Source organism: Cupriavidus oxalaticus (assembly GCF_016894385.1).
Lineage (GTDB): Bacteria > Pseudomonadota > Gammaproteobacteria > Burkholderiales > Burkholderiaceae > Cupriavidus > Cupriavidus oxalaticus.
In genome coordinates, this window is the sequence record NZ_CP069812.1 from 3,096,352 (window position 1) to 3,118,998 (window position 22,647).

Sequence of the window (22,647 nt, forward strand, 5' to 3'; positions counted from 1 at the left end):
CAGTGAGTCGCCGCCGCGCGGGCAGCGCGAAAAAAAGCGCCGCATTGCGCGGCGCTTTTGTCATGAACCCATGGCGGTGCGGGCCTGGCCCGCTGCCGCTCAGGCGGCGACGCTGGCTGGCATCAACCCCCGCGGCAGGGGAAACGCCATGTTTTCCTCGATCCCTTCCAGCGCCCGCACCTGGCGTGCACCGAGCGCGCGCAGGCGCTCGACGATCGACTGCGCCAGCGCCTCGGGCGCCGAGGCCCCTGCGGTCAGGCCGATGCGACGCTTGCCGGCGATCCATTCCGGGCGCACCTGCTCCGGCGCATCGACCATGTAGGCCGGCACGCCCAGGCGCTGCGCCAGTTCGCGCAGGCGGTTGGAGTTGGAGCTGTTGGGACTGCCGACCACGATCACCACCTCGACCTGTGGCGCCATGAACTTGACCGCGTCCTGGCGGTTCTGCGTGGCATAGCAGATATCCTGCTTCTTCGGCTCGCGGATCTGCGGATAGCGCGCCTTCAGCGCGGCGACGATCTCGCGGGTCTCGTCCACCGACAGCGTGGTCTGGGTCACGTAGGCAAGCCGCGCCGGATCCGCGATCCGCAGCCTGGCGATGTCGTCGACCGTCTCGACCAGCACCATGCCGCCGTTGGCCTGGCCCATGGTGCCTTCGACCTCGGGGTGGCCGCGATGGCCGATCATCACGATCTCGCAACCTTCCGCGCGCATCTTGCTCACTTCGACATGCACCTTGGTCACCAGCGGACAGGTTGCGTCGAACACGTGCAGGCCGCGCGCGGCGGCGTCCTCGCGCACGTCGCGCGACACGCCATGCGCGCTGAAGATGACGGTGGCGCCGGCGGGCACCTCGTCCAGCTCGCGCACGAACACCGCGCCCTTGCTGCGCAGGTCGGCCACCACGTAGGCGTTGTGCACGATTTCATGGCGCACGTAGATCGGCGCGCCAAAGCGCGCAAGCGCACGCTCGACGATCTCGATGGCGCGATCCACGCCGGCACAGAAGCCGCGCGGCTGGGCCATCAGGATTTCGGCGTCGGGTGCGGTGGTCAGGTCAGGCATGCTGCGTATCTGGACAGGAGTCGGCACGTTGGCGCAATCAGAGGATGCCGATCAGCTGCACGTCGAACAGGATGGTCTGCCCGGCCAGCGGATGGTTGAAGTCGAACAGCGCCGCGGTCTCGCCGATTTCCTTCAGCACGCCCGCGTACTTGCCGCCGCCGGGCGCGTTGAATTCGACCAGGTCGCCCGGGTTGTAGTCTTCCTCGAACGAGCTGTTCTCACGCAGCATTGCCAGCGACACCCATTGCAGCAGTTCGGGATTGCGCGGCCCGAACGCCTGCTCCGGCGCGAGCCGGTACGTCATGCGCTCGCCTTCCGGCATGCCCAGCAGCGCCTGCTCCAGCGTGGGCGCGAGCTGGCCCTGGCCGAGCAGCAGCGTGGCGGGCTTGTCGTCGAAGGTGCTGACGACCTCGGTGCCGTTCTCCAGCGAGATGCTGTAGTGCAGGGTCAGGAAAGAGTCGGCCAGGACAGTCTTGCGGCCAGCCGTGCCGCCGTCGGCTTCCGACGCGAAAGTTTGCAAATTCATGGGTGATCAACCGAGGAACAACCCGTATTGTATTCGACTGGCCCATCGCCCGCCGCGCCAAGCTGTTTTACCCCTTCCAGCTTTCCGGCCGGCATCCGACCCCGACCGCCCATGACCATTGCCCACTGGCCCGCCTGCGAGCGGCCGCGCGAGAAACTGCTGGAATGCGGCGCCGCCGCCCTGTCCGACGCCGAACTGCTGGCGGTCTTCCTGCGCGTCGGCGCGGCCGGCAAAAGTGCCGTCGACCTCGCCCGCGAGCTGATGCACCGCTTTGGCTCGCTGACCGCCCTGTTCGCGTCCGAACCCGGCGCGCTGGCGGGCATCAAGGGCATGGGCACGGCCAAGTACGCACAGCTGCAGGCCATTCCCGAACTGGCGCGACGCGCGCTGGCCGAATCACTGCGGTTGCCGACCGGCTTCGACTCGCGCGCGGCGGTGCACAGCTACCTGCGCCTGACACTGGCATCGCTGCCGCATGAAGTATTCCTGTGCCTGTTCCTCGATCCGCGCAACCGCATGATTGCCTGCGAAGAACTGTTCCGGGGTACCCTGACGCGCACCGCCGTGTATCCGCGCGAGGTCGCGCGCCAGGCGCTGATGCATAATGCGGCCGGCGTGATCGTGGCGCACAACCACCCGTCCGGCACGACCGCCCCCAGCCAGAGCGACGTGCACCTGACCCGCGAGCTGGCACGGACGCTCGAACTCATCGACGTGCATCTGCTCGACCATTTCATCGTGGCCGGACAGGAAATCCGTTCGCTGGCCGAATGTTGCGACCGGTTGCCTGGACTGTGATGCCTGGGGCACAGTGCTGGACGAGACACAACACCCGCTCCCGTCAACGCATGGAAGGCATTGATTCGCCGGCGGATTCCGGTCTATAATTTACGTTTCACTGAAGTCCCATCCGCTGCAGTCCGGGCCCGCGCGCCTTTTGTTGATCTGTTGCGAACATTGTCCACGAATAGAAGATTTAGGAGTGCTTCATGGCACGCGTCTGTCAAGTGACCGGGAAAGCGCCGATGGTCGGCAACAACGTTTCCCACGCAAACAACAAGACCAAGCGCCGTTTTCTGCCCAACCTGCAGAATCGTCGTTTCTTCGTTGAATCCGAAAACCGCTGGGTGAGCCTGCGCGTCTCGAACGCCGGCCTGCGCCTGATCGACAAGAAAGGCATCGACTCCGTGCTCGCCGACCTGCGCGCACGTGGCGAAGTCTAATTAGGAGTACATCATGGCAAGCAAGGGCGGCCGCGACAAGATCAAGCTGGAATCGACCGCAGGTACCGGTCACTTCTACACCACCACCAAGAACAAGCGCACGATGCCGGAAAAGATGGAGATCATGAAGTTCGATCCCGTCGCTCGCAAGCACGTCGCTTATAAGGAAACCAAGATCAAGTAATTGATCCGGTATCCCGCCAGAAAGCCCCGCCATGTCGCGGGGTTTTTTTGTTGCCCACTCGTTTCGCGCACGACGGTGCACGCACGTTGGCCCCCGCAGGCCGCAAGAAGCGCACCGTTCGGCACACCAGCAAGGGCGCGGCAACTTTCCGGCACGATCACCGCCCAGCCGGGCCGGCTCACCGCTGCACGGCATGCCGCGCACGGTGTAGACTTTCCCGTTTCCCCATCCGCCTGGCGCCCTCCGGCGCTCTCTCCGCACCATGAATTTCGACGTCGCCATCGTCGGCAGCGGGCTGGCCGGCCTTACGGTCGCGCTGCAACTGGCCGACACCCACCGGGTTGTCATCCTCAGCAAGCGCGCCATGACGCAGGGCGCCAGCGACTGGGCGCAGGGCGGCATCGCCGCCGTGCTGGATTCCGGCGACAGCCATGACGAGCACACGCAGGACACGCTCGTTGCGGGCGCAGGACTGTGCGACGAAGAGGCAACCCGCTTTATCGTGGAGCACGGGCGCGAGGCGATCCAGTGGCTGATCGACCGCGGCGTGCCGTTCACGCGCGACGCGCAGGCCGAACTGGGCTTCCACCTGACCCGCGAAGGCGGCCATAGCCGCCGGCGCATCATCCACGCCGCCGACGCCACCGGGCACGCGGTGGTCAGCACGCTGCTGCAGCAGGCCACCCGGCATCCGAACATCACGATCCTGGAAGACCATTTCGCGATCGACCTGATCACGTCGCGCAAGATGGGGCTGCCGGGCAACCGGTGTTATGGCCTGTACGTGCTGGACGACAGCACCGGCGCGGTGCACACCATCACCGCCACGCACACGGTGCTGGCCGCTGGCGGCGCCGGCAAGGTCTACCTGTACACCACCAATCCCGATACCGCGACCGGCGACGGCATCGCCATGGCATGGCGGGCCGGCTGCCGGGTGTCGAACATGGAATTCATCCAGTTCCACCCGACCTGCCTGTACCACCCCTATGCCAAGTCGTTCCTGATTTCCGAGGCGGTGCGCGGTGAAGGCGGGCTGCTCAAGCTGCCCGACGGCACCCGCTTCATGCCGGAGCACGATGAGCGTGCCGAACTGGCGCCGCGCGACGTGGTGGCGCGCGCGATCGATTTCGAGATGAAGAAGCGCGGCCTGGATTGCGTCTACCTCGATATCACGCACCAGCCCGAATCCTTCCTGAAGGAACACTTCCCGACCATCTACGCGCGCTGCCTGGAGTTGGGCATCGATATCACGCGCGAGCCCATCCCGGTGGTGCCGGCCGCGCACTACACCTGCGGCGGCGTGGTCACCGACACCATGGGCCGCACCGATATCGGCAACCTCTACGCCGTGGGCGAGACGGCCTGCACCGGCCTGCACGGCGCCAATCGCCTGGCCTCGAACTCGCTTCTCGAATGCATGGTGATCGGCCGCGCGGCGGCAGACGACATCGCTTCGAAGGACAAGGCAGGCGCGCCCAGTATCACGCTGCCGGCGTGGGACGAGAGCCGCGTGTCCGATGCCGACGAAGAGGTGGTGGTCTCGCACAACTGGGACGAGCTGCGCCGCATGATGTGGAACTACGTTGGCATCGTGCGCACCAGCAAGCGGCTGGAACGCGCGCAGCACCGCATCGGGCTGCTGCGCGAGGAGATCGCCGAGTACTACGCCAACTTCCGCGTCACGAGCGACCTGCTGGAACTGCGCAACCTGGTGGAGGTGGCCTCGCTGATCGTGGACAGCGCGTATTCACGGCATGAAAGCCGCGGGCTGCATTTCAGCCGGGACTATCCGGATGCGCTGCCGAAGGCGCTGCCGACGGTGATACAGCCGCCTGCCGGCCGCAAGCGCTGAGCGCGATCCAGCAATAAAAAACGGGATGCGAGCCGGATGGCCCCACCCCGTTTTGACTTCGGGCTGGCGCTGCGTCAGCCGATGATACGCAGCGAGTAATCCGTCGCGCGCACGTCCTTGGTCAACGCGCCCACCGAGATCCGGTCCACGCCGGTCTCGGCGAAGGTGCGGATGGTTTCGGCATTGACGCCGCCCGACACTTCCAGCAGCGCCCTGCCCTGGTTGATCTTCACCGCGTCCTGCATCATCGGCACGGTGAAGTTGTCGATCAGCACCGACTTCGCGCCGGCTGCCAGGGCCTCTTCCAGCTCCGCCAGCGACTCCACCTCGACCTGCACCGGCGCATCGGTATCGAGCGCCAGCGCCGCCTGCATCGCGGCGGTGATGCTGCCGGCCGCGGCGATATGGTTTTCCTTGATCAGGATGCCGTCGTAAAGCGCCAGCCGCTGGTTCTCGCCGCCGCCGATACGCACCGCGTACTTCTGCGCCAGGCGCAGGCCCGGCAGCGTCTTGCGCGTATCCAGCACGCGCGCGCGGGTGCCGGCGATCAGGTCGGCATAGCGGCGCGTCACGGTGGCCACGCCGGACAGCAGTTGCAGGAAGTTCAGCGACGGGCGTTCGGCGGTCAGCAGCGAGCGCGCCGGGCCGGTGATCTCGCACACCGCGGAATCCGGCGCCATGCGCGCGCCCTCTTCCTGCAGCCAGCGCACTTCCAGCAGCGGATCGACCGCGCGCATGCAGGCATCGAACCACGGCTGTCCGCACAGCACCGCCGCTTCGCGCACGATCACGCGCGCGTGCGCGCCCTTGCCAGCCGGCACTAGCAAGCCGGTCAGGTCACCGCTGCCGACATCCTCTGCGATGGCGGCCTGCACATTGGCTTGCAGCGCTGCCTGCAGCGTCGCGCCGTAGCTGTCGAAAATCGGATTCACGCTCATGCCGGGCCGATCCCCTGGAACAGCGCCTGTTCCTGCGCCAGGTCGGACGACGGACGCACGTTGCGCTTCTGCGCGGCGGCGAAGTCGAGCATGCGGTTGATGCAGGTCACCGCCTTGGCGCCGATGGCCGGGTCGACGTGGATCTCGTTGCGGCCGGTCTCCAGCACTTCGGCCAGGTTGGTCAAAGCGTTCATCGCCATCCACGGGCAATGCGCGCAGCTCTTGCAGGTCGCGCTGTTGCCGGCCGTCGGCGCTTCAATGAAATGCTTGCCGGGCGCCGCCATGCGCATCTTGTGCAGGATGCCGTTGTCGGTGGCGACGATAAACTCGGTCGCGTCCAGCTTCTGCGCCGCTTCGATCAGCTGCGAGGTAGAGCCGACCACATCGGCCTGCGCCACCACGTTTTCGGGCGATTCCGGGTGCACCAGGATCTTGGCGTTGGGGAATTCGCGGCGCAGCAGGTCCAGCTCGATGCCCTTGAACTCGTCGTGCACCAGGCACGAGCCCTGCCACAGCAACATGTCGGCGCCGGTCTGCTTCTGGATATAGCTGCCCAGGTGCTTGTCGGGTGCCCACAGGATCTTCTTGCCCTGCGCATGCAGGTGCTCGACGATCTTCAGCCCGATGCTCGACGTGACCATCCAGTCCGCGCGCGCCTTCACTGCCGCGCTGGTGTTCGCGTAGACCACCACGGTACGGTCCGGATGCGCATCGCAGAAGGCGGCGAATTCGTCGGCCGGGCAACCCAGGTCGAGCGAGCAGGTCGCATCGAGGTCCGGCATCAGCACGGTCTTCTCGGGGCTGAGGATCTTGGCGGTCTCGCCCATGAAGCGCACGCCGGCCACGACCAGGGTCCTGGCTTCGTGGTCGCGGCCGAAGCGGGCCATTTCGAGGGAGTCGGAGACGCAGCCCCCGGTTTCTTCGGCGAGGTCCTGCAGGTCGGCGTCGACATAGTAGTGCGCCACCAGCACCGCGTTGCGCTCCTTCAGCAAGCGGCGGATACGCGCCTTCAGCGACTGCCGCTCATCGGGCGTCAGCACCGGCGGCACCTTGGCCCAGGCATGGGCCACGCAGCTGCCGCCAGTGGCGTTTTCGGCATCCGCCAGGTTCGGCTTCTCGAACTCGACGGTCTTGATCGATTGTGGGGTCATCTCCGGGTACTCCTCTAGACCTCCGCCAACAGGGTGCGGCCGGCCAGAACATGGGGGAGTTTATCTAAAACAAAAGCCCCGCCATGGGCGGGGCTTTGTCAAACCATACGGCGCGGCCGAATTGTATCAGGCGTAGCGGCGCAGGCGCAGCGAGAAATCGTGCAGCGCCTGGATCCCGCTGGCCTCGGCACGGTGGCACCAGGCCTGCAGCTGCTGCAGCAGCTGCTCGCGCGTCAGGTTGGAACGGCCCCAGATGGCGGCCAGTTCACGGCGCATTTCGACAAAGGTCTGCAGCGCCTTGTTCTGCTCGACGATGCTCGCCAACTGCTCGCGCTGCTGCGCGGCCAGCTTGGTTTCCTCGCGGTGGAACCACTTGCTGGCCGGCTTGAAGCTGCGGTACTCGGCCACGCCGCCTTCCTTGAGCTTGTCCAGTTCCTGGCGGAACGCACCCTTGACGGCCTTGGCGTAGCGCGCCATCACGTCATAGCGGTTGGCGATGATGGCTTCCAGCGTGTTGTGGTCGACCGGGCGGGCCTCCACCAGGCGCGCCTTGGGCGGGGTCTTCTTGACCTTGGCCAGGCCCACGGCCTGCATCGCGCGGATATAGCCCCAGCCCACGTCGAACTCATACCACTTGATCGAGAACTTGGCCGAGGTCGGGTACGTGTGGTGGTTGTTGTGCAGCTCCTCGCCGCCGATGATCAGGCCCCACGGCGACACATTGGTCGACGCGTCTTCGCAATCGTAGTTGCGATAGCCCCACCAGTGGCCCAGGCCATTGATGATGCCGGCGGCATGGATCGGGATCCACAGCATCTGCACCGCCCACACCGACATGCCGATCACACCGAACAGCGCCAGGTCGATGATCAGCATCAGGCCGACGCCCTGCCAGCCGAAACGCGAATACACGTTGCGCTCGATCCAGTCATTGGGGCAGCCATGGCCGAACTTGGCAATGGTTTCCTTGTTCTTGGCCTCGGCACGGTACAACTCGGCGCCTTCCAGCAGCACCTTGCGGATGCCGCGCGTCTGCGGGCTGTGCGGATCGTCTTCCGTTTCGCACTTGGCGTGGTGCTTGCGGTGGATGGCAGTCCATTCGCGCGTGACCATGCCGGTGGTCAGCCACAGCCAGAAGCGGAAGAAATGCTGGGCGATCGGGTGCAGGTCCAGCGACCGGTGCGCCATGCAGCGGTGCAGGAAGATGGTGACGCCAGCGATGGTGATGTGCGTCATCACCAGGGTGTAGATGACGATCTCCCACCAGGCCCAATTGGCAAGGCCGTTCGCGGCCCAGTCAAGAATAGTGTCGAACAAACTGTTCTCCGTCGGTTAAACAGGGACTTTCCCGTGCAAGCCGGCTGGGCCGGTACACACAACGCGCAGAAAAAATAGCTGCGAATCTATTGATTGCGATAGCTGTCTGGCGCTCGCCACGGGACCCGAAGTCGCTCCGGGCTCCCTGGGACGCTAGTCTGGCGCCGGCCGTGGCTGGCGGGACAAGGTACGAGCCGCTGCAATCTGGCGGCTGTCTGATGTGGGAGCGGGATGTCTCAACCCGCGACAACCCGGCATTCTACCGGATTGGCGAAGGCGCAAGCATACGCTATTTCCCGGATTTGGACGGGGTGCAACGGTTTTCGTTCCATGGGTGCCGAATTCGCCGCCTGGCGCAGCCAGCCCCTCCCGCAAGGCAATCAGGTGGCGTTGGCAGCCTCTGGCAAGGTGCTCGCCTCGGGCGCGCCAGGCCCCGGCATGGGCGTCTCGTGCATCACACGCAGCTCGCGCTGCGGGTACGGGATCGAAATGCCATGCTCGCGCAGCGTGCGCCAGATGGCGCGGTTCATCGCGGACTGCACCCCAAGCTTGCCGTTTTGCGGATCCGCGATGTAGACCGCGACCTCGTACTCGATGCCGCTGTCGGCGAACAGCACCAGGAAGGCCGCCGGCGCCGGAGTCTTCAGCACGCGCGGCAGTTCGCGCACGCATTCGGCCAGCAGGGCGATCACGGTCTCGGGATCGGCGCTGTAGTCGGCCTGCACGCGCGTCGCGACGCGCACATTGGTATTCGAGAACGAATGGTTCTGCACCGACTGCGCCACCAGTTGCTCGTTCGGCACCAGGGTCTCGCCGTCGCCGTTGCGCACCACGGTGTAGCGGGTGCGGATCTGCGACACGATACCGGTGTACTTGTCCACCGTGATCTGGTCGCCCAGCTTGACCGAGCGGTCCAGCAGGATGATGAAGCCCGAGATGTAGTTGCTGGCGATCTTCTGCAAACCCAGGCCCAGGCCCACACCCAGCGCACCGCCGAACACCGACAGCACGGTCAGGTCGATGCCGACCAGCGACAGGCTCAGCAGCAGCGACACCAGCAGCAGCACGGCCTTGGAGATGCGGGTCAGGACCACCTTGAGGTTGACGTCGAGGTTGGCCGAGCGCATCAGCCGCTCCTCCAGCCAGGACCCGAACCACAACGCCACCAGCACCGTCAGCAGGATCCAGACCACCGCCATCAGCGTGTCGGCGAGGCTGATCTTCTGCTTGCCGCCGATCGAGAAGCGCACGTCCTGCATCCACCCGACCACCTCCGACAGCACCCCCAGCACATAGAGCGCCATGCAGATCCACACCAGCGTGGTCAGCACCTTCTCCACCAGCAGCAGCATGCTGTGCAGCTGCCCGCTGCCTGACATCACCCGCCGCAGGATATAGAAGACGACGTTCAGCGCGGTGATGCCGAACAGCGGCACCAGCGCCAGCCGCAGCACGCTGATGGGGATCAGCGGCTCCAGCGCGAAGCGCGCGATCATCACCAGCACCCACCCTGCCAGCGGGAACATGGCCCGCTCCAGGCTGGCCGCGGCAAAGCGCAGCGAGAAGCTGGAGCTGGCGTAGCGCGCCTCGAGCCGGCGCACCACGTAGCGTCCCAGCGGCCACGCCATCGCGAGGCAGCCGGCGAGCACCAGCAGTTGCCAGAAAAAGCCCGGGCCGCCGGCATCGCGGACCAGGTCGTCCAGCATCTTGCCGAACATCGAGGGGGAGGCCTTCAGCTCGCCGCCCAGGCCAGACAGGGTTTCACCGTTCATCGGGGAGACTCGGGGTTGGACCGCCGGCCCAATACAAAGGGGCGGCGGCCGCAGGCGTCAGCTGGTGCGTTCCAGCACTGCGGCGAAGAAGCCGTCGGTCTGGTGCAGATGCGGATATAGCGCGAACATGCCGCTATCCGCCGGCAAAGCGGGCACTTCGATCTTCTGGTCGGCCAGCACCTCGCTGGCGGGGACCAGGCGGAAGTTGGGATGCGCGGCGAGGAAATCGCGCACGATGGCCTCGTTTTCGGCCTCGAGCACGGAGCAGGTGGCGTAGACCACGCGGCCGCCGCCCTTGACCAGGCGCGCCGCCGATTCAAGGATCGCGCTCTGCTTGGCGGTCAGTTCCAGCACAGATGCCGGCGTCTGGCGCCACTTCAGGTCGGGATTGCGCCGCAGCGTTCCCAACCCGCTGCACGGTGCGTCCACCAGCACGCGATCGACCTTGCCGGCCAGGCGCTTGATCTTGGCGTCGCGTTCGGAGTCGATCAGGACCGGATGGACATTGGACAGCCCGCTGCGCGCCAGCCGCGGCTTCAGGTTGGCCAGCCGCTTTTCCGACACGTCGAAGGCGTACAACCGGCCGGTGGAACGCATCGCGGCGCCCAGCGCCAGCGTCTTGCCGCCAGCGCCGGCACAGAAGTCGACCACCATCTCGCCACGCTTCGGTGCCACCAGGTTGCACAGCAGCTGGCTGCCTTCGTCCTGCACCTCGACCAGTCCGTTGACGAAGATCGGCAACTGGTTCAGCGCGGGCTTGCCGGCCATGCGGATGCCGGCGGGCGCCATCGGCGTCGGCTCGGCGCCCAGGCCGGCGGATTGCAGCTCGGCCAGCGCCGCATCGCGGCCGGTCTTGCCAAGGTTGACGCGCAGGTCAAGCGGCGCCGGGCGCAGCCAGGCATCGCCCAGCGCGGCGGTAAATGCTTCGCCATGGCGGCGCACCAGTTCGTCATACAGCCATTCGGGCAGATTGGTGCGCACGCGCGGGGCCAGGCTGGAACGCTCGATCGTGGTCAGGCGGTCCAGCCATTCGGCCTCTTCGGGGTGCAGGAACGGCGTCAGCACGTCGCGCCCCAGCGTGGCCGCCAGGCCCAGCAGCGCCAGGCGGCGCGAGCTGGCGCCCGTGCCGCTTTCGGCAAACTGCGCGAACTCCACGCGTCGGCGCAGCACCGCATAGATGGCCTCGGCGATGATGCCGCGCTCGCGATGGCCCAGCTTGCTGTTCTCGCGGAAGTAATAGCTCACCACGGCATCGGCCGGACGCGCGAACAGCATGACCTTGCCGAGCAGGCGGTCGATATGCTGGATATGCGCAGCATGCAGCCCACCATGCATGCGCGGCGCGCCGTCGCGGCCGGCATTGCCGTTGGCGGGCTTGCGGATGGGGCTGCTCTTGCCCTTGCTCTTGCCGCGCGGCGGCGCATGGCCTTCGCTGCGGTTGGGACGGGTTCCTGCCTGGTTGCGGCTCATGCCTGGACTCCTGCCGCCGGGGTATGGGCGGAGATGGCCATCAGCAATTGCGGCTCGGCCGGGTTGATAACGTTGACCACGCCGTCCTGCAGTTGCAGGCGGTCTTCGACGAACCAGCGAACGGCGCGGGGATAGATCTGGTGCTCGCACGCGAGCAGGCGCTCGGCCAGGCTTTCGGGCGTGTCGGACGGCAGCACGTCAAGTGCCGCCTGGATCACGATCGGACCATGGTCGAGTTCGGGGGTAACAAAGTGCACGGTGGCGCCGTGCAGCTTGACGCCGGCGTCCAGCGCCTGCTTGTGGGTGTTCAGCCCGGGGAAACACGGCAGCAGCGACGGGTGGATATTCAGCAGCCGGCCCGCATAGCGGTCGACGAAAGCCGGCGTCAGGATGCGCATGAAGCCGGCCAGCACCACCAGGTCGGGGGCGTGGGCATCGATGGCCTCGGCCATCGCGGCGTCAAACGAGGCGCGATCGGGAAACTGGCGATGGTCGACCACGCCGGTGGCAATGCCTTGCTGCTGCGCGAACTGCAGCCCGGCGGCATCGGGCCGGTTCGACAGCACCGCTGCCACGCGGGCCGGCCAGCCGCCGCCCGCGCAGGCCCGGACGATGGCCTCCATGTTCGAGCCACGCCCGGAAATCAAGATGACAATTTTTTTCATCGCGCAATTCTACCAAGCCGAGGCGCTAAACTCCGGTAAAGAGAACGCATTAGGTACTTAATTCACCAGATCCGGACAGGCCGCAATGTCGCTAACATGTGACGGAGGAGCCGTATACCCCCGATTGATGGATTGTGACGCCTCGCCCCCTCTGCTAGAGTGGCCGCTACGTCCACGCGCCAATCCTGTGCATGGTTTTAACGACACAGTGCTCTGAACGAGCGGGGTGACAACAAGGACGAAACGGGAAATTAGACGGGAATTCGCATGTCGAACGCTGCACCGACGTTGTTGGTGGTCGATGATCATCCTATGGCCTTGTCAGGCACCACCGCTTTCCTTGCCGAAGTCATGCCGGATGTCGCGGTACATGCCGCCGGCAGTGCCCGCGAAGCCCTGACAAGCCTGCAGCAGGGGCTGCGCCCCGATATCGTGCTGCTCGATATCTGGCTGAACGACGGCACCGGCTTCGATGCCATGCAGTCGTTCAAGACCGTCATCCCGGGGGCACGCTTTATCTTCATGTCGGCGGAAGCCACGCCCGAAATCGTCGGCCGCGCCCGCGCGCTGTCGGCATGCGGCTTCGTCGGCAAGCATCTCGATGCCAATGCCTTCACCGCCGCGGTGCGCAAGGTGCTGGCGGGCGATACCTCCTTTCCCACCGATGAAGCCCTGAACGGGCGGGCCCAGTCGTTCGGCCCCGCGCACGGCATCCCGGTCACGCCGGCCGAGCTGGGCCTGACGCCGCGCCAGGGGTCCGTGCTGGCCCTGGTGCTCGAAGGCCTGCCGAACAAGGTGATCGCGCGCCGGCTCGGGCTGACCGAGAACACGGTCAAGGAGCATGTCTCGGCGATCCTGCAACGCCTTGTCGTGCGTACCCGCATGCAGGTGATGTCGCGGATGGAACGGTTCCGGCTGCGCCAGTAAGGCGCACCGCGCGGCTCCTGGCCTGAGCCCGATCTAAGCCGCGCGCAGCCAGCGCCGCAGCAGCATCCGCAGCGACGCCGGATCGACCGGCTTGGGCAGCACGAAATACCCCGCCTCTTCCGCCGCCGCCAGCGCGGCCGATTTCAAATCGCCGGTCAGCAGCGCACTGCGCGCCTGCGGCTGCGTGTTCTGCCAGCGCTCCAGCAGGTCCAGCCCGTTCTCGCTGCCCGGCAGCCGCAGGTCGCAGAAGATGATGTCCGGACGCAGGCCCTTGGCGAGCAGTTCGTCGGCCTCGGCGCCGTGCGCGGCACAGGCCACGCGGATGCCCCACGCTTCCATCAGCGCGATCCACGCCTTGCGGATCTGGCTGTCGTCGTCGACCACCAGCACCGTGCCCTGCAGCCGGTCGGGCTTGGCTTCCTGGGCCTGCGCCATGGCGCGCATCTCGCGCACGCTGGCGACGGTCTCGGCCGGCACCGGGGCCAGCGCAAACCAGAACACCGAACCCTTGCCCGGCACCGAGCGCACGCCGTAGGTGCCGCGCATCAGCCGCACGCATTCCTTGAAGATCGCCAGGCCAAGGCCGAGGCCTTGCGAGGGGTCGCGTTGCGGGTTGTTGACCTGGTAGTACGGCGAGAAGATTTCGGGCAGGTGCTCGGGCGTGACGCCGGCGCCGGTGTCCCACACCTCCAGCCGCACGTGCTTGCGGCGCTGGCGCGCGGTCACCAGCACGCCGCCGCGCTGGGTATAGCGCAGCGCGTTCTGCACGAGGTTGAACAGCGCGCGGCGCAGCAGCACCGGCTCGGCCATCGCGTAGAGCTCGTCGGGCACGCGCGGCGTCAGCATCAGGCCGTTTTCGCGGGCGTCTGCGGCAAACTGGCTCATCACGTCGCGGATCAGCGCGCCGAGTTCGCACGGCTCCAGCGTCGGCAGCACCTTGCGTCCCTCGAGCTTGGACAGGTCCAGCAGCGAGCGGAACAGCAGGTCGATGGTCTGCGTGCCCGCCGCCACCTGCTCCACCAGCGGATGCAGCGACGACGACTGGTTGCGCGCGCGCAGCGCTTCCACCAGCATCACCAGCGCATGCACCGGCTGGCGCAGGTCATGGCTGGCGGCGGCAAGGAAACGCGATTTCTCTTCGCTGGCATGCAGCGCGCGCTCCTTTTCTTCCTGGAACTGCTTGGCCAGCCGCCGGCTGTCACCCTCGAGCTGGATCGCGCGGACCAGCGTACCCTGCAGGTTGAAGGCATGGCGCGACAGCATCAGCGCATAGATCACCAGCAGGCCCTGCACATACGCGCCATGGCCGGGGAAGGCAAACTCCGCCATCAGGATGCTGGGCACCAGGATCGGCACGCCCGCGTACACCAGGTTGGACGGCACCGGCGCCTGCGAAACCGCCCCGCCTGCCAGCACGCCCAGCGTCAGCAGGTACAGCACGCTGGAGAAGACCACTGAATCCGTATACAAGTGCAGCAGCGCCGAGCTGCCCCAGGTCACCCCGGTCAGCAGCGCCAGCACGCGCATGTTGTTCCACCATTTGCGCGTATGCGCGGAACGGCTCATCGAGGCGCCGTCGCGCTGGTAGCCGATGTGGAACCACAGCCCGCCCATGGTCAGCAGCAGCATGATCGCGCACCAGCCCAGCAGCGCCGCGTGGCTGACATCGTCCCAGAATCCCAGCGTGGTCAGTGCCGGCAGCAGCACTGAGGCGACGATGGCACTCGGCGCATTCTTGTGCACGATGGCCATCAGCTTGGCGCGGGTCTCGACGTCGAGCTCGCCGCTCGATTGCGGCAGGAAACGAGGCAGAAGCCGGGGCAGGAGCCGGGACAGGAACCGGTTGGACAGCGCGTTCAAATGTGGCTGGCTTGAGATGGCTGGGACAATGCGAGAAAAAGCGGAAAGAAATGCCGGTGTCCTGGGTGTCTCAGCTCCATGTGATGCCGACGCGACACCCAAGTGATGCATATCATGCCGCCTTTTGCCGCATCGCGCCATGCCGAACTGGCTGGCCGCGGCACAAAAAACGGCAGCTTAGGGCACATGGCGGCACCGGCAGCGGCAAGCCGACCCATTCGCCTTATAATGCTCGCTTTACCCGAAACATTTCCCGCCGTCCCCGTGAAAGTCTTCCGCGGCCTGCCCAACGCCGAGAGCCGGGCGCCCTGCGCGCTCACCATCGGCAATTTCGACGGTGTGCATCGCGGCCACCAGTCGCTGCTCGCGCGTGCGCGCGCGGCGGCCGACGCGCGCGGCCTGCCGCTGTGCGTGATGACCTTCGAGCCGCATCCGCGCGAGTTCTTCACCCCGGACAAGGCGCCCACCCGCATCGCGCTGCTGCGGGACAAGCTGGAAAGCCTGCGCCGCAACGGCGTGGACCGCGTCGTGGTCGAGCACTTCAACGCCCACTTCGCCGGCCAGTCGCCGCAGGAGTTCGTTGAAAACGTGCTGTGGCACGGCCTGCACACGCGCTGGCTGCTGGTCGGCGACGACTTCCGTTTCGGCGCCAGGCGCGCGGGCGACTTTGCCTACCTGCAGGATGCCGGGCGCCGCTATGGCTTCGACGTCGAGCAGATGGGCTCGGTCTCCGAAGGCGGCATCCGCATCTCCAGCTCGGCGGTGCGCCAGGCTCTCGCCGATGGCGACCTCGAGCACGCGCGGCGCCTGCTGGGCCACGGCTACGCCATCAGCGGCCACGTGATCCACGGCCGCAAGCTGGGCCGCGACCTGGGCTTCCCGACGCTGAACCTGCGCATCTCGCACAAGCGCCCGGCGGTCAACGGCATCTTTGTCGTGCAGGTGCACGGCATTGCCGACCACCCGCTGCCCGGCGTGGCCAGCATCGGCGTGCGCCCGACCATCGAGGACGCGGGCCGCGTGCTGCTGGAAGTCCACCTCTTTGACTTCAACGAAAGCCTGTACGGCAAGCTGGTACGGGTCGAGTTCATGAAGAAGCTGCGCGACGAAGCGCGCTTCGACAACCTGGAAGACCTGACCGCCGCGATCGCCAAGGACAGCGCCGATGCGCGTGGTTTCTTTGGCCTGACCGCGCCGGGAGCAGCTGAAGGCGCCGAGGGCGCCGGCGGCCGCGACTTCGCCACCTCCGCCACCGACCGAATTAGCTAGCGGCCGGCGCCCGCCAGTGTGCGCGGGCCCGGTTCGCCTGCCCCGCCCAGTCTTCCCGCGCGCGCCCCGGCCTGCTGCCGGCCGCGCGCCAAACGAATTGCTCCGAGAATCGAAATGTCCGACGACAAACGCGCCAAGTCCGATCAGAACCAGAAAAACAAGTATCCCGTCAACCTGCTCGACACGCCCTTCCCCATGCGTGGCGACCTGCCCAGGCGCGAGCCGCAGTGGGTCAAGCAGTGGCAGGAGAAACAGCTCTACAAGAAGATCCGGGCGGCGCGCAAGGGCGCGAAGAAGTTCGTGCTGCATGACGGCCCGCCGTATGCCAACGGCGATATCCACATCGGCCACGCCGTCAACAAGGTGCTCAAGGACATGATCATCAAGGCGCGCGGCCTGAGCGGGCTCGACGCCGTCTACGTGCCGGGCTGGGACTGCCATGGCATGCCGATCGAGATCCAGATCGAGAAGAAATTCGGCAAGGGCCTGCCGGTGCAGGAAGTCCAGGCCAAGGCGCGCGCGTATGCCACCGAGCAGATCAAGCGCCAGATGGTGGACTTCGAGCGCCTGGGCGTGCTGGGCGACTGGGACCACCCTTACCTGACCATGAACTACAGCAACGAGGCGGACGAACTGCGCGCGCTCGGCAAGATCATGGAAAAGGGCTACGTGTTCCGCGGCCTGAAGCCGGTGAACTGGTGCTTCGACTGCGGCTCGGCGCTGGCCGAGGCCGAAGTCGAGTACAAGGACAAGGTCGACCTGTCGATCGACGTGGGCTTCCCGTTTGCCGAGGCCGACAAGCTGGCGCACGCCTTCAAGGTGCCGTTCGAGCAGATCAGCGCGAAGCCGGGCTGGATCGTGATCTGGACCACCACGCCGTGGACCATCCCGAGCAACCAGGCGCTGAACGTGCATCCCGAGGTGGAATACGCGCTGGTCGACACGCCGCGCGGCTACCTGATCCTGGCCACCGAGCGCGTCGAGGAGCAGCTGAAGGTCTACGCCCTGGAAGGCAAGGTCGTCGCCACGGCCACCGGCGCCGCGCTGTCGGAAATCCGCTTCCACCACCCGCTGGCCAGGATGGACGCGGGCTATGACCGCCTGTCGCCGGTCTACCTCGGCGACTACGTCACCACCGACACCGGCTCGGGCATCGTGCACTCGGCCCCCGCCTACGGCGTGGAAGACTTCCAGTCGTGCAAGGCGCACGGCATGCCCGACAGCGACATCATCAGCCCGGTGATGGGCAACGGCGTCTACGCCGGCACGCTGCCCCTGTTCGGCGGGCTGTCGATCTGGGATGCCAACCCCAAGATCGTCGACGCGCTGCAGGAATCGGGCAACCTGTTCAACTCGCACAAGTACACCCACAGCTACATGCACTGCTGGCGTCACAAGACGCCGATCATCTACCGCGCCACCTCGCAGTGGTTCGCTGGCATGGACGTGGACCCCGCCGAGGAAAACGGCAAGCCCGTGCCGACGCTGCGCGAGACCGCGCTGGCCGGCATCGAGGCGACCGAGTTCTACCCGTCGTGGGGCAAGCAGCGCCTGCACAACATGATCGCCCACCGCCCGGACTGGACGCTGTCGCGCCAGCGCCAGTGGGGCGTGCCGATGGCCTTCTTCGTGCACAAGGAAACCGGCGCGCTGCATCCGCGCACGCCTGAACTGCTGGAAGCCATCGCCAGGCGCGTCGAGCAGCAAGGCATCGAGGCCTGGCAGGCGCTGGATCCGGCCGAACTGCTGGGCGACGAGGCCAGCCAGTACGAGAAGAACCGCGACACGCTCGACGTCTGGTTCGACTCCGGCACCACGCACTGGACCGTGGTCCGCGGCTCGCACCGCGACGACCTGTACGACCCGGCCGCCGATGAGGCCGAAGGCCGCCTGGCCGACCTGTACCTGGAGGGCTCCGACCAGCACCGCGGCTGGTTCCACTCGTCGCTGCTGACCGCGTCGATGCTGTACGGCAAGCCGCCCTACAAGGCGCTGCTGACGCACGGCTTCACCGTCGACGGCGAAGGCCGCAAGATGTCCAAGTCGGTCGGCAACACCGTGTCGCCGCAGGACATCTCCAACAAGATGGGCGCCGAGATCATCCGCCTGTGGGTGGCCTCGACCGACTACTCGGGCGAGCTGTCGATCTCGGACGAGATCCTCAAGCGCGTGGTGGAAAGCTACCGCCGCATCCGCAATACGCTGCGCTTCCTGCTGTCGAACCTGTCCGACTACGACCACGGCAAGCACGCGCTGCCGCCGTCGGAATGGCTGGAGATCGACCGCTACGCCGTGGCGCTGACCGACCGGCTGCAGAAGGAAGTGCTGTCGCACTACGAGTCCTACGAGTTCCACCCGGTGGTGGCCAAGCTGCAGACCTTCTGCTCGGAAGACCTGGGCGGCTTCTACCTGGACGTGCTGAAGGACCGCCTCTACACCACCGCGGCCGACTCCAAGGCCCGCCGGGGGGCGCAGAACGCGCTGTACCACATCACCCAGGCGATGCTGCACTGGATGGCACCGTTCCTGTCCTTCACCGCGGAAGAAGCCTGGCAGATCTTCGCCCACGGCACCGAACACACCGACACCATCTTCACCAGCACCTACTACGCGGTGCCGGAAGTGGACGATGCCGACGACCTGCTGCAGAAGTGGCACACGCTGCGCGAAGTGCGCGCCGAAGTCACCAAGCAGCTGGAAGCCGTGCGCGTGGAAGGCGAGATCGGTTCGTCGCTGCAGGCCGAGCTGACCATCCAGGCCGGCGGCCCCGTGCTGCAGGCACTGCAGAGCCTGGGCGACGACCTGCGCTTCGTGCTGCTGACTTCGTCGGCCAAGGTCACCGCCGCGCCCGAGGCCGGCGACCTGCTGGTGACGGTAACGCCGTCCGCGCATGCCAAGTGCGAGCGCTGCTGGCACTACCGCGCCGATGTCGGCCACAACCCGGACCATCCCACCCTCTGCGGCCGCTGCGACAGCAACCTGTTCGGCGCCGGTGAACACAGGAGCCATGCCTGATGGCATCGTCCACGTCCCGTTCCGCCCGCCCGGCCCGCCGCGGCAGCAAGACCGCCGGCAACACCACGCCGCTGCTGTGGCTGGCGTTCGCGCTGCTGGTGGTGCTGCTTGACCAGTTCTTCAAGATCGTCATCGTGCGCAGCTTCACCTACGGTGAGTCGCGCCCGGTCACGAGCTTCTTCAACCTGGTGCTGGTCTACAACAAGGGCGCGGCGTTCAGCTTCCTGGCCGATGCCGGCGGCTGGCAGCGCTGGTTCTTTACCGGGCTGGGCATCGTGGTCGGGGCGTTCATCGTGTGGCTGCTGTATCGCCATACCGGGCAGCGGCTGTTCTGCTTCGCGGTGTCGCTGATCCTGGGCGGCGCGGTCGGCAACGTGATCGACCGCGTGGTCTACGGGCACGTGGTCGACTTCCTGGATTTCTACGTGGGCCGGTATCACTGGCCGGCTTTCAATGTCGCGGACTGCGCGATCACGGTCGGCGCGGTGCTGCTGATCGTGGATGAGTTGCGGCGGGTACGGAAGCACTGAACTGCCAACTGTGTTCCCCTCTCCCCTCACGGGGAGAGGGCAGGGTGAGGGGCGGTTTGGCAAGGCACCACGCCAATGGAAGCCCCCGCCCTCACCCCCGGCCCCTCTCCCGCCGTGCGGGAGAGGGGAGCAAACCGGGAGCAAACCGCCGGCTGGCTTAGCCGGTATCATCATTCTTCCTCCTCAGCCAGGTTCCCCACCATGGATTTGCGCGGCAAGCACATCGTTCTCGGCCTGACCGGCGGCATCGCCTGCTACAAGTCGGCCGAGCTGGTCCGCCTGCTGACCAAGGCCGGCGCCACCGTGCAGGTGGCCATGACCGAGGCGGCGACGCACTTCATTACCCCGGTGACGATGCAGGCGCTGTCCGGCCGGCCGGTGTTCCTGTCGCAGTGGGACGCCCGCATCGACAACAACATGGCGCACATCGACCTCTCGCGCGAGGCCGACGCCATCGTCATCGCTCCCGCTTCCACCGACTTCATGGCGCGCCTGGCCAACGGCCTGTGCGACGACCTGCTGAGCACGCTGTGCATCGCGCGCGATTGCCCGCTGCTGGTGGCGCCGGCGATGAACCGCCAGATGTGGGCCGCGCCGGCAACCCAGCGCAACGCCGCGCAGCTGCGCGCCGACGGCGTGACCATCCTGGGGCCCGGCAGCGGCGACCAGGCCTGCGGCGAGGTCGGCGACGGCCGCATGCTCGAGCCGGAAGAACTGCTCGACGACATCATCGCCTTCTTCCAGCCCAAGCCGCTGCAAGGCAAGCGCGTGCTGATCACCGCCGGGCCGACCTTCGAGGCAATCGATCCCGTGCGCGGCATCACCAACCTGTCGTCGGGCAAGATGGGCTTCTCGATCGCGCGCGCGGCGCGCGAGGCCGGCGCCGAAGTCCTGCTGGTGGCCGGGCCGACCGGCCTGCAGACGCCGCGCGGCGTGGTGCGCACCGACGTGCGCAGCGCGCAGCAGATGCACGACGCGGTGCTGGCGCAGCTGCCCGGCGCCGATGTCTTCGTCGCGGTGGCCGCGGTAGCCGACTGGCGCCCCGCCGAGGTCGCCCGGCAGAAGCTGAAGAAAGCCAACGACACCGACACGCCCACGCTGCAGTTCGTGCAGAACCCCGACATCCTTGCCACCGTGGCCGCGCGCACGGATGCGCCCTACTGCGTCGGCTTCGCCGCGGAGAGCGAGAACCTCGAGCAGTACGGCGAACAGAAGCGCCAGCGCAAGGGCGTGCCGCTGCTGGTCGGCAATATCGGCCACCACACCTTTGGCCTGGACGACAACGAGATCGTGCTGTTCGATGCCGCCGGCATGACGCGGCTGCCGCGCGCCGACAAGCTGTCGCTGGCGCGCCAGCTGGTTGCCGCCATCGGCCAGCGCCTGCCGGGGCGCTCGCGCCCCTGACTGTTGAAACGAATTTCCCCGAGATTGTCTATGACCCAGCCTCTGAACCCCACCGTCGAAATCAAGGTGCTCGATGCCCGCCTGAACGAGTGGGGCCTGCCTGCCTACCAGAGCGAAATGGCCGCCGCCATCGACCTGCATGCCTGCGTCGACACGCCGGTGTCGATCGCCCCGGGCACGCCCGCGCAACTGGTCCCGGCCGGCATCGCCGTGCACATGGGCAACCCCTACATGGCCGCGACCATCGTGCCGCGCTCGGGCCTGGGCCACAAGAAAGGCCTGGTGCTGGGCAACTCGATCGGCGTGATCGATGCCGACTACCAGGGCCAGATCATGGTCAGCGTGTGGAACCGCAACGCGCCGGGCACCGAGCCGATCATGATCCAGCCGGGCGAGCGCATCGCGCAGATGATGTTTGTGCCGGTGCTGCGGCCGGTGTTCACGACGGTGGACGAGTTCAGCGAAGACAGCGAGCGCGGTGCCGGCGGCTTCGGCTCGACCGGCGTGCATCACGCCAAGGCCGGCGCCTGAGGCCGCAGATACGCTGGCAAAGCAAGACTGGCGCCCCTGCGGCGCCAGTTTGCATTTCAGCTGTGCTGCTCGAACAGCAGCGCCACGCCGCCGGCCGCTTCGGCCGGCACCAGTGTCTCGTGCAGGCCCAGGTCCTGGACCGGCACGCCGGCGTTGCGCCAGAGCGCGCGCGCCGCGGCCAGGTCGCCGGTGCGCAGGCGCATCGCGGCGTAGCCCGGCACGTCCCGGCGCACGTGCGCGGTACCGGTGGCCGAGGCCAGCGCCTGCGGCGTGCTGACCACCAGCGTGGCGTCATCCAGCGCCAGGCTGCTGACATGCTCGCTCAGCTGCGTCAGTTCGCCGCCGGTCAGTTCCGCGTAGGCCCGCGCGGCGGCATCGACCAGCGCGGGCGCCACCACCAGGAACATGGTCGCAATGCTGTCGGCGCCGTTGGCATGCGACATCCATTCCGGTCGCCACAGCAACTCGGGCGTGCGATGCTCGCAGAAAAAATAGCGTGCGCCCGGCGCATCGTCGAGCGCGGTCACGCGGAACGTGGCGGGATGTTCGCTGCCGTCGTCAAGCCGCACCGGGCGCGAGAACTCGATCGGATCCGAGGTGTACCAACCCGACGCACGCAGCCGCGCGGCCGTGCCGAAGGCGTCGGCACTCTTGCATGACATCGCCGCGCAGCCGCCGCCGCGCGCCTGTGCGTCCCAGTAGTACTGCCGGCTTGGGGTGGGCGCGGTCACATGCAGCAGCTCGACATAGTCATGCCGCAGCATGACGCAATGGTTCTGCGAACCCAGCGTGTGGTAGCCGCGCGGCGTCAGCGTAAAGCCGAGCCGTTGCCAGGCCTGCGCTCCCGCATCGAGGTCGGGACACACCACCACCGCGTGATCGAACATTTCCGCTTGGCTTGCCATCGACATCACCTCAGTCTGTGCGGCGGGCGCGGCTGCGCCG

General features: G+C 66.9%; 20 protein-coding genes. 10 read left to right on the top strand and 10 right to left on the bottom strand.

Annotated elements, in window-relative coordinates; translation table 11 throughout:
* Positions 1-99 precede the first annotated feature (99 nt).
* Together ispH and JTE92_RS26695 are read right to left on the bottom strand one after the other, a co-directional pair.
* Complete coding sequence (gene ispH, locus JTE92_RS26690) at positions 100-1,065, bottom strand: 4-hydroxy-3-methylbut-2-enyl diphosphate reductase (protein WP_063240182.1); 966 nt, start codon at positions 1,063-1,065, stop codon at positions 100-102.
* 37 nt (positions 1,066-1,102) lie between these two features.
* Positions 1,103-1,591 (bottom strand): FKBP-type peptidyl-prolyl cis-trans isomerase, encoded by a 489-nt coding sequence (locus JTE92_RS26695; RefSeq protein WP_063240183.1) that lies wholly within the window; start codon positions 1,589-1,591, stop codon positions 1,103-1,105.
* A 111-nt stretch (positions 1,592-1,702) separates the two neighbouring features.
* Between JTE92_RS26695 and radC the strand changes: the two genes are divergently transcribed.
* From radC to nadB, 4 genes are all read left to right on the top strand, one after another.
* Positions 1,703-2,389, top strand: a complete 687-nt coding sequence (radC, locus tag JTE92_RS26700; protein ID WP_063240184.1) for a RadC family protein — start codon at positions 1,703-1,705, stop codon at positions 2,387-2,389.
* A 191-nt stretch (positions 2,390-2,580) separates the two neighbouring features.
* Positions 2,581-2,814: a 50S ribosomal protein L28 gene (rpmB, locus tag JTE92_RS26705; protein ID WP_006575661.1), complete on the top strand. Its 234-nt coding sequence runs from the start codon at positions 2,581-2,583 to the stop codon at positions 2,812-2,814.
* A 13-nt stretch (positions 2,815-2,827) separates the two neighbouring features.
* On the top strand, positions 2,828-2,998 hold the full coding sequence (gene rpmG / locus JTE92_RS26710) for a 50S ribosomal protein L33 (RefSeq protein ID WP_010814980.1): 171 nt from the start codon (positions 2,828-2,830) through the stop codon (positions 2,996-2,998).
* A gap of 262 nt (positions 2,999-3,260) precedes the next feature.
* On the top strand, positions 3,261-4,853 hold the full coding sequence (nadB, locus tag JTE92_RS26715) for an L-aspartate oxidase (protein ID WP_063240185.1): 1,593 nt from the start codon (positions 3,261-3,263) through the stop codon (positions 4,851-4,853).
* 74 nt (positions 4,854-4,927) lie between these two features.
* Here the strand turns inward: nadB and nadC are convergent, their stop codons facing one another.
* From nadC to purN, 6 genes are all read right to left on the bottom strand, one after another.
* A complete protein-coding gene (nadC, locus tag JTE92_RS26720) occupies positions 4,928-5,791 on the bottom strand; it encodes a carboxylating nicotinate-nucleotide diphosphorylase (protein WP_063240186.1) in 864 nt (287 codons plus the stop codon).
* Positions 5,788-6,942, bottom strand: coding sequence for a quinolinate synthase NadA (nadA, locus tag JTE92_RS26725; RefSeq protein ID WP_063240187.1), 1,155 nt, complete (start codon positions 6,940-6,942; stop codon positions 5,788-5,790). The genes nadC and nadA overlap by 4 nt, the downstream gene beginning before the upstream one ends.
* Positions 6,943-7,068: 126 nt before the next feature.
* Positions 7,069-8,259, bottom strand: a complete 1,191-nt coding sequence (locus JTE92_RS26730; RefSeq protein ID WP_063240188.1) for a DesA family fatty acid desaturase — start codon at positions 8,257-8,259, stop codon at positions 7,069-7,071.
* Between the two features lie 380 nt (positions 8,260-8,639).
* The gene (locus JTE92_RS26735) at positions 8,640-10,031 is read right to left on the bottom strand and encodes a mechanosensitive ion channel family protein (protein WP_063240189.1); all 1,392 of its coding nucleotides are present in this window, start codon (positions 10,029-10,031) and stop codon (positions 8,640-8,642) included.
* Between the two features lie 57 nt (positions 10,032-10,088).
* Entirely contained in the window at positions 10,089-11,501 is a 1,413-nt protein-coding gene (locus JTE92_RS26740; RefSeq protein ID WP_063240190.1) for an RsmB/NOP family class I SAM-dependent RNA methyltransferase, read from the bottom strand.
* Positions 11,498-12,166 (bottom strand): phosphoribosylglycinamide formyltransferase, encoded by a 669-nt coding sequence (gene purN, locus JTE92_RS26745; RefSeq protein WP_063240191.1) that lies wholly within the window; start codon positions 12,164-12,166, stop codon positions 11,498-11,500. The genes JTE92_RS26740 and purN overlap by 4 nt, the downstream gene beginning before the upstream one ends.
* 267 nt (positions 12,167-12,433) lie before the next feature.
* On the opposite strand from purN, the gene JTE92_RS26750 reads away from it, so the two are divergent.
* Positions 12,434-13,093, top strand: coding sequence for a response regulator (locus JTE92_RS26750; protein ID WP_063240192.1), 660 nt, complete (start codon positions 12,434-12,436; stop codon positions 13,091-13,093).
* Between the two features lie 33 nt (positions 13,094-13,126).
* On the opposite strand, the gene JTE92_RS26755 is transcribed toward JTE92_RS26750, so the two are convergent.
* Positions 13,127-14,929 carry an ATP-binding response regulator gene (locus JTE92_RS26755; protein ID WP_063240255.1) on the bottom strand — a complete coding sequence of 601 codons (1,803 nt, stop codon included), beginning with the start codon at positions 14,927-14,929 and terminating at the stop codon, positions 13,127-13,129.
* 288 nt (positions 14,930-15,217) lie between these two features.
* Here JTE92_RS26755 and JTE92_RS26760 point away from each other — a divergent pair, with 288 nt between their 5' ends.
* The 5 genes from JTE92_RS26760 (at position 15,218) to dut (ending at position 21,702) form a co-directional block, all read left to right on the top strand.
* Positions 15,218-16,222, top strand: a complete 1,005-nt coding sequence (locus tag JTE92_RS26760) for a bifunctional riboflavin kinase/FAD synthetase (RefSeq protein ID WP_063240193.1) — start codon at positions 15,218-15,220, stop codon at positions 16,220-16,222.
* 114 nt (positions 16,223-16,336) lie between these two features.
* On the top strand, positions 16,337-19,237 hold the full coding sequence (ileS, locus tag JTE92_RS26765) for an isoleucine--tRNA ligase (protein WP_063240194.1): 2,901 nt from the start codon (positions 16,337-16,339) through the stop codon (positions 19,235-19,237).
* Entirely contained in the window at positions 19,237-19,767 is a 531-nt protein-coding gene (gene lspA, locus JTE92_RS26770; RefSeq protein WP_063240195.1) for a signal peptidase II, read from the top strand. Before ileS ends, lspA begins: the two co-directional genes overlap by 1 nt.
* Before the next feature lie 201 nt (positions 19,768-19,968).
* Positions 19,969-21,171: a bifunctional phosphopantothenoylcysteine decarboxylase/phosphopantothenate--cysteine ligase CoaBC gene (coaBC, locus tag JTE92_RS26775; RefSeq protein ID WP_063240196.1), complete on the top strand. Its 1,203-nt coding sequence runs from the start codon at positions 19,969-19,971 to the stop codon at positions 21,169-21,171.
* Positions 21,172-21,201: 30 nt separating this feature from the next.
* Positions 21,202-21,702 carry a dUTP diphosphatase gene (dut, locus tag JTE92_RS26780; protein ID WP_063240197.1) on the top strand — a complete coding sequence of 167 codons (501 nt, stop codon included), beginning with the start codon at positions 21,202-21,204 and terminating at the stop codon, positions 21,700-21,702.
* Between the two features lie 56 nt (positions 21,703-21,758).
* Here dut and JTE92_RS26785 read toward each other — a convergent pair whose 3' ends face one another.
* Positions 21,759-22,607 (bottom strand): VOC family protein, encoded by an 849-nt coding sequence (locus JTE92_RS26785; protein ID WP_063240256.1) that lies wholly within the window; start codon positions 22,605-22,607, stop codon positions 21,759-21,761.
* Positions 22,608-22,647 lie beyond the last annotated feature (40 nt).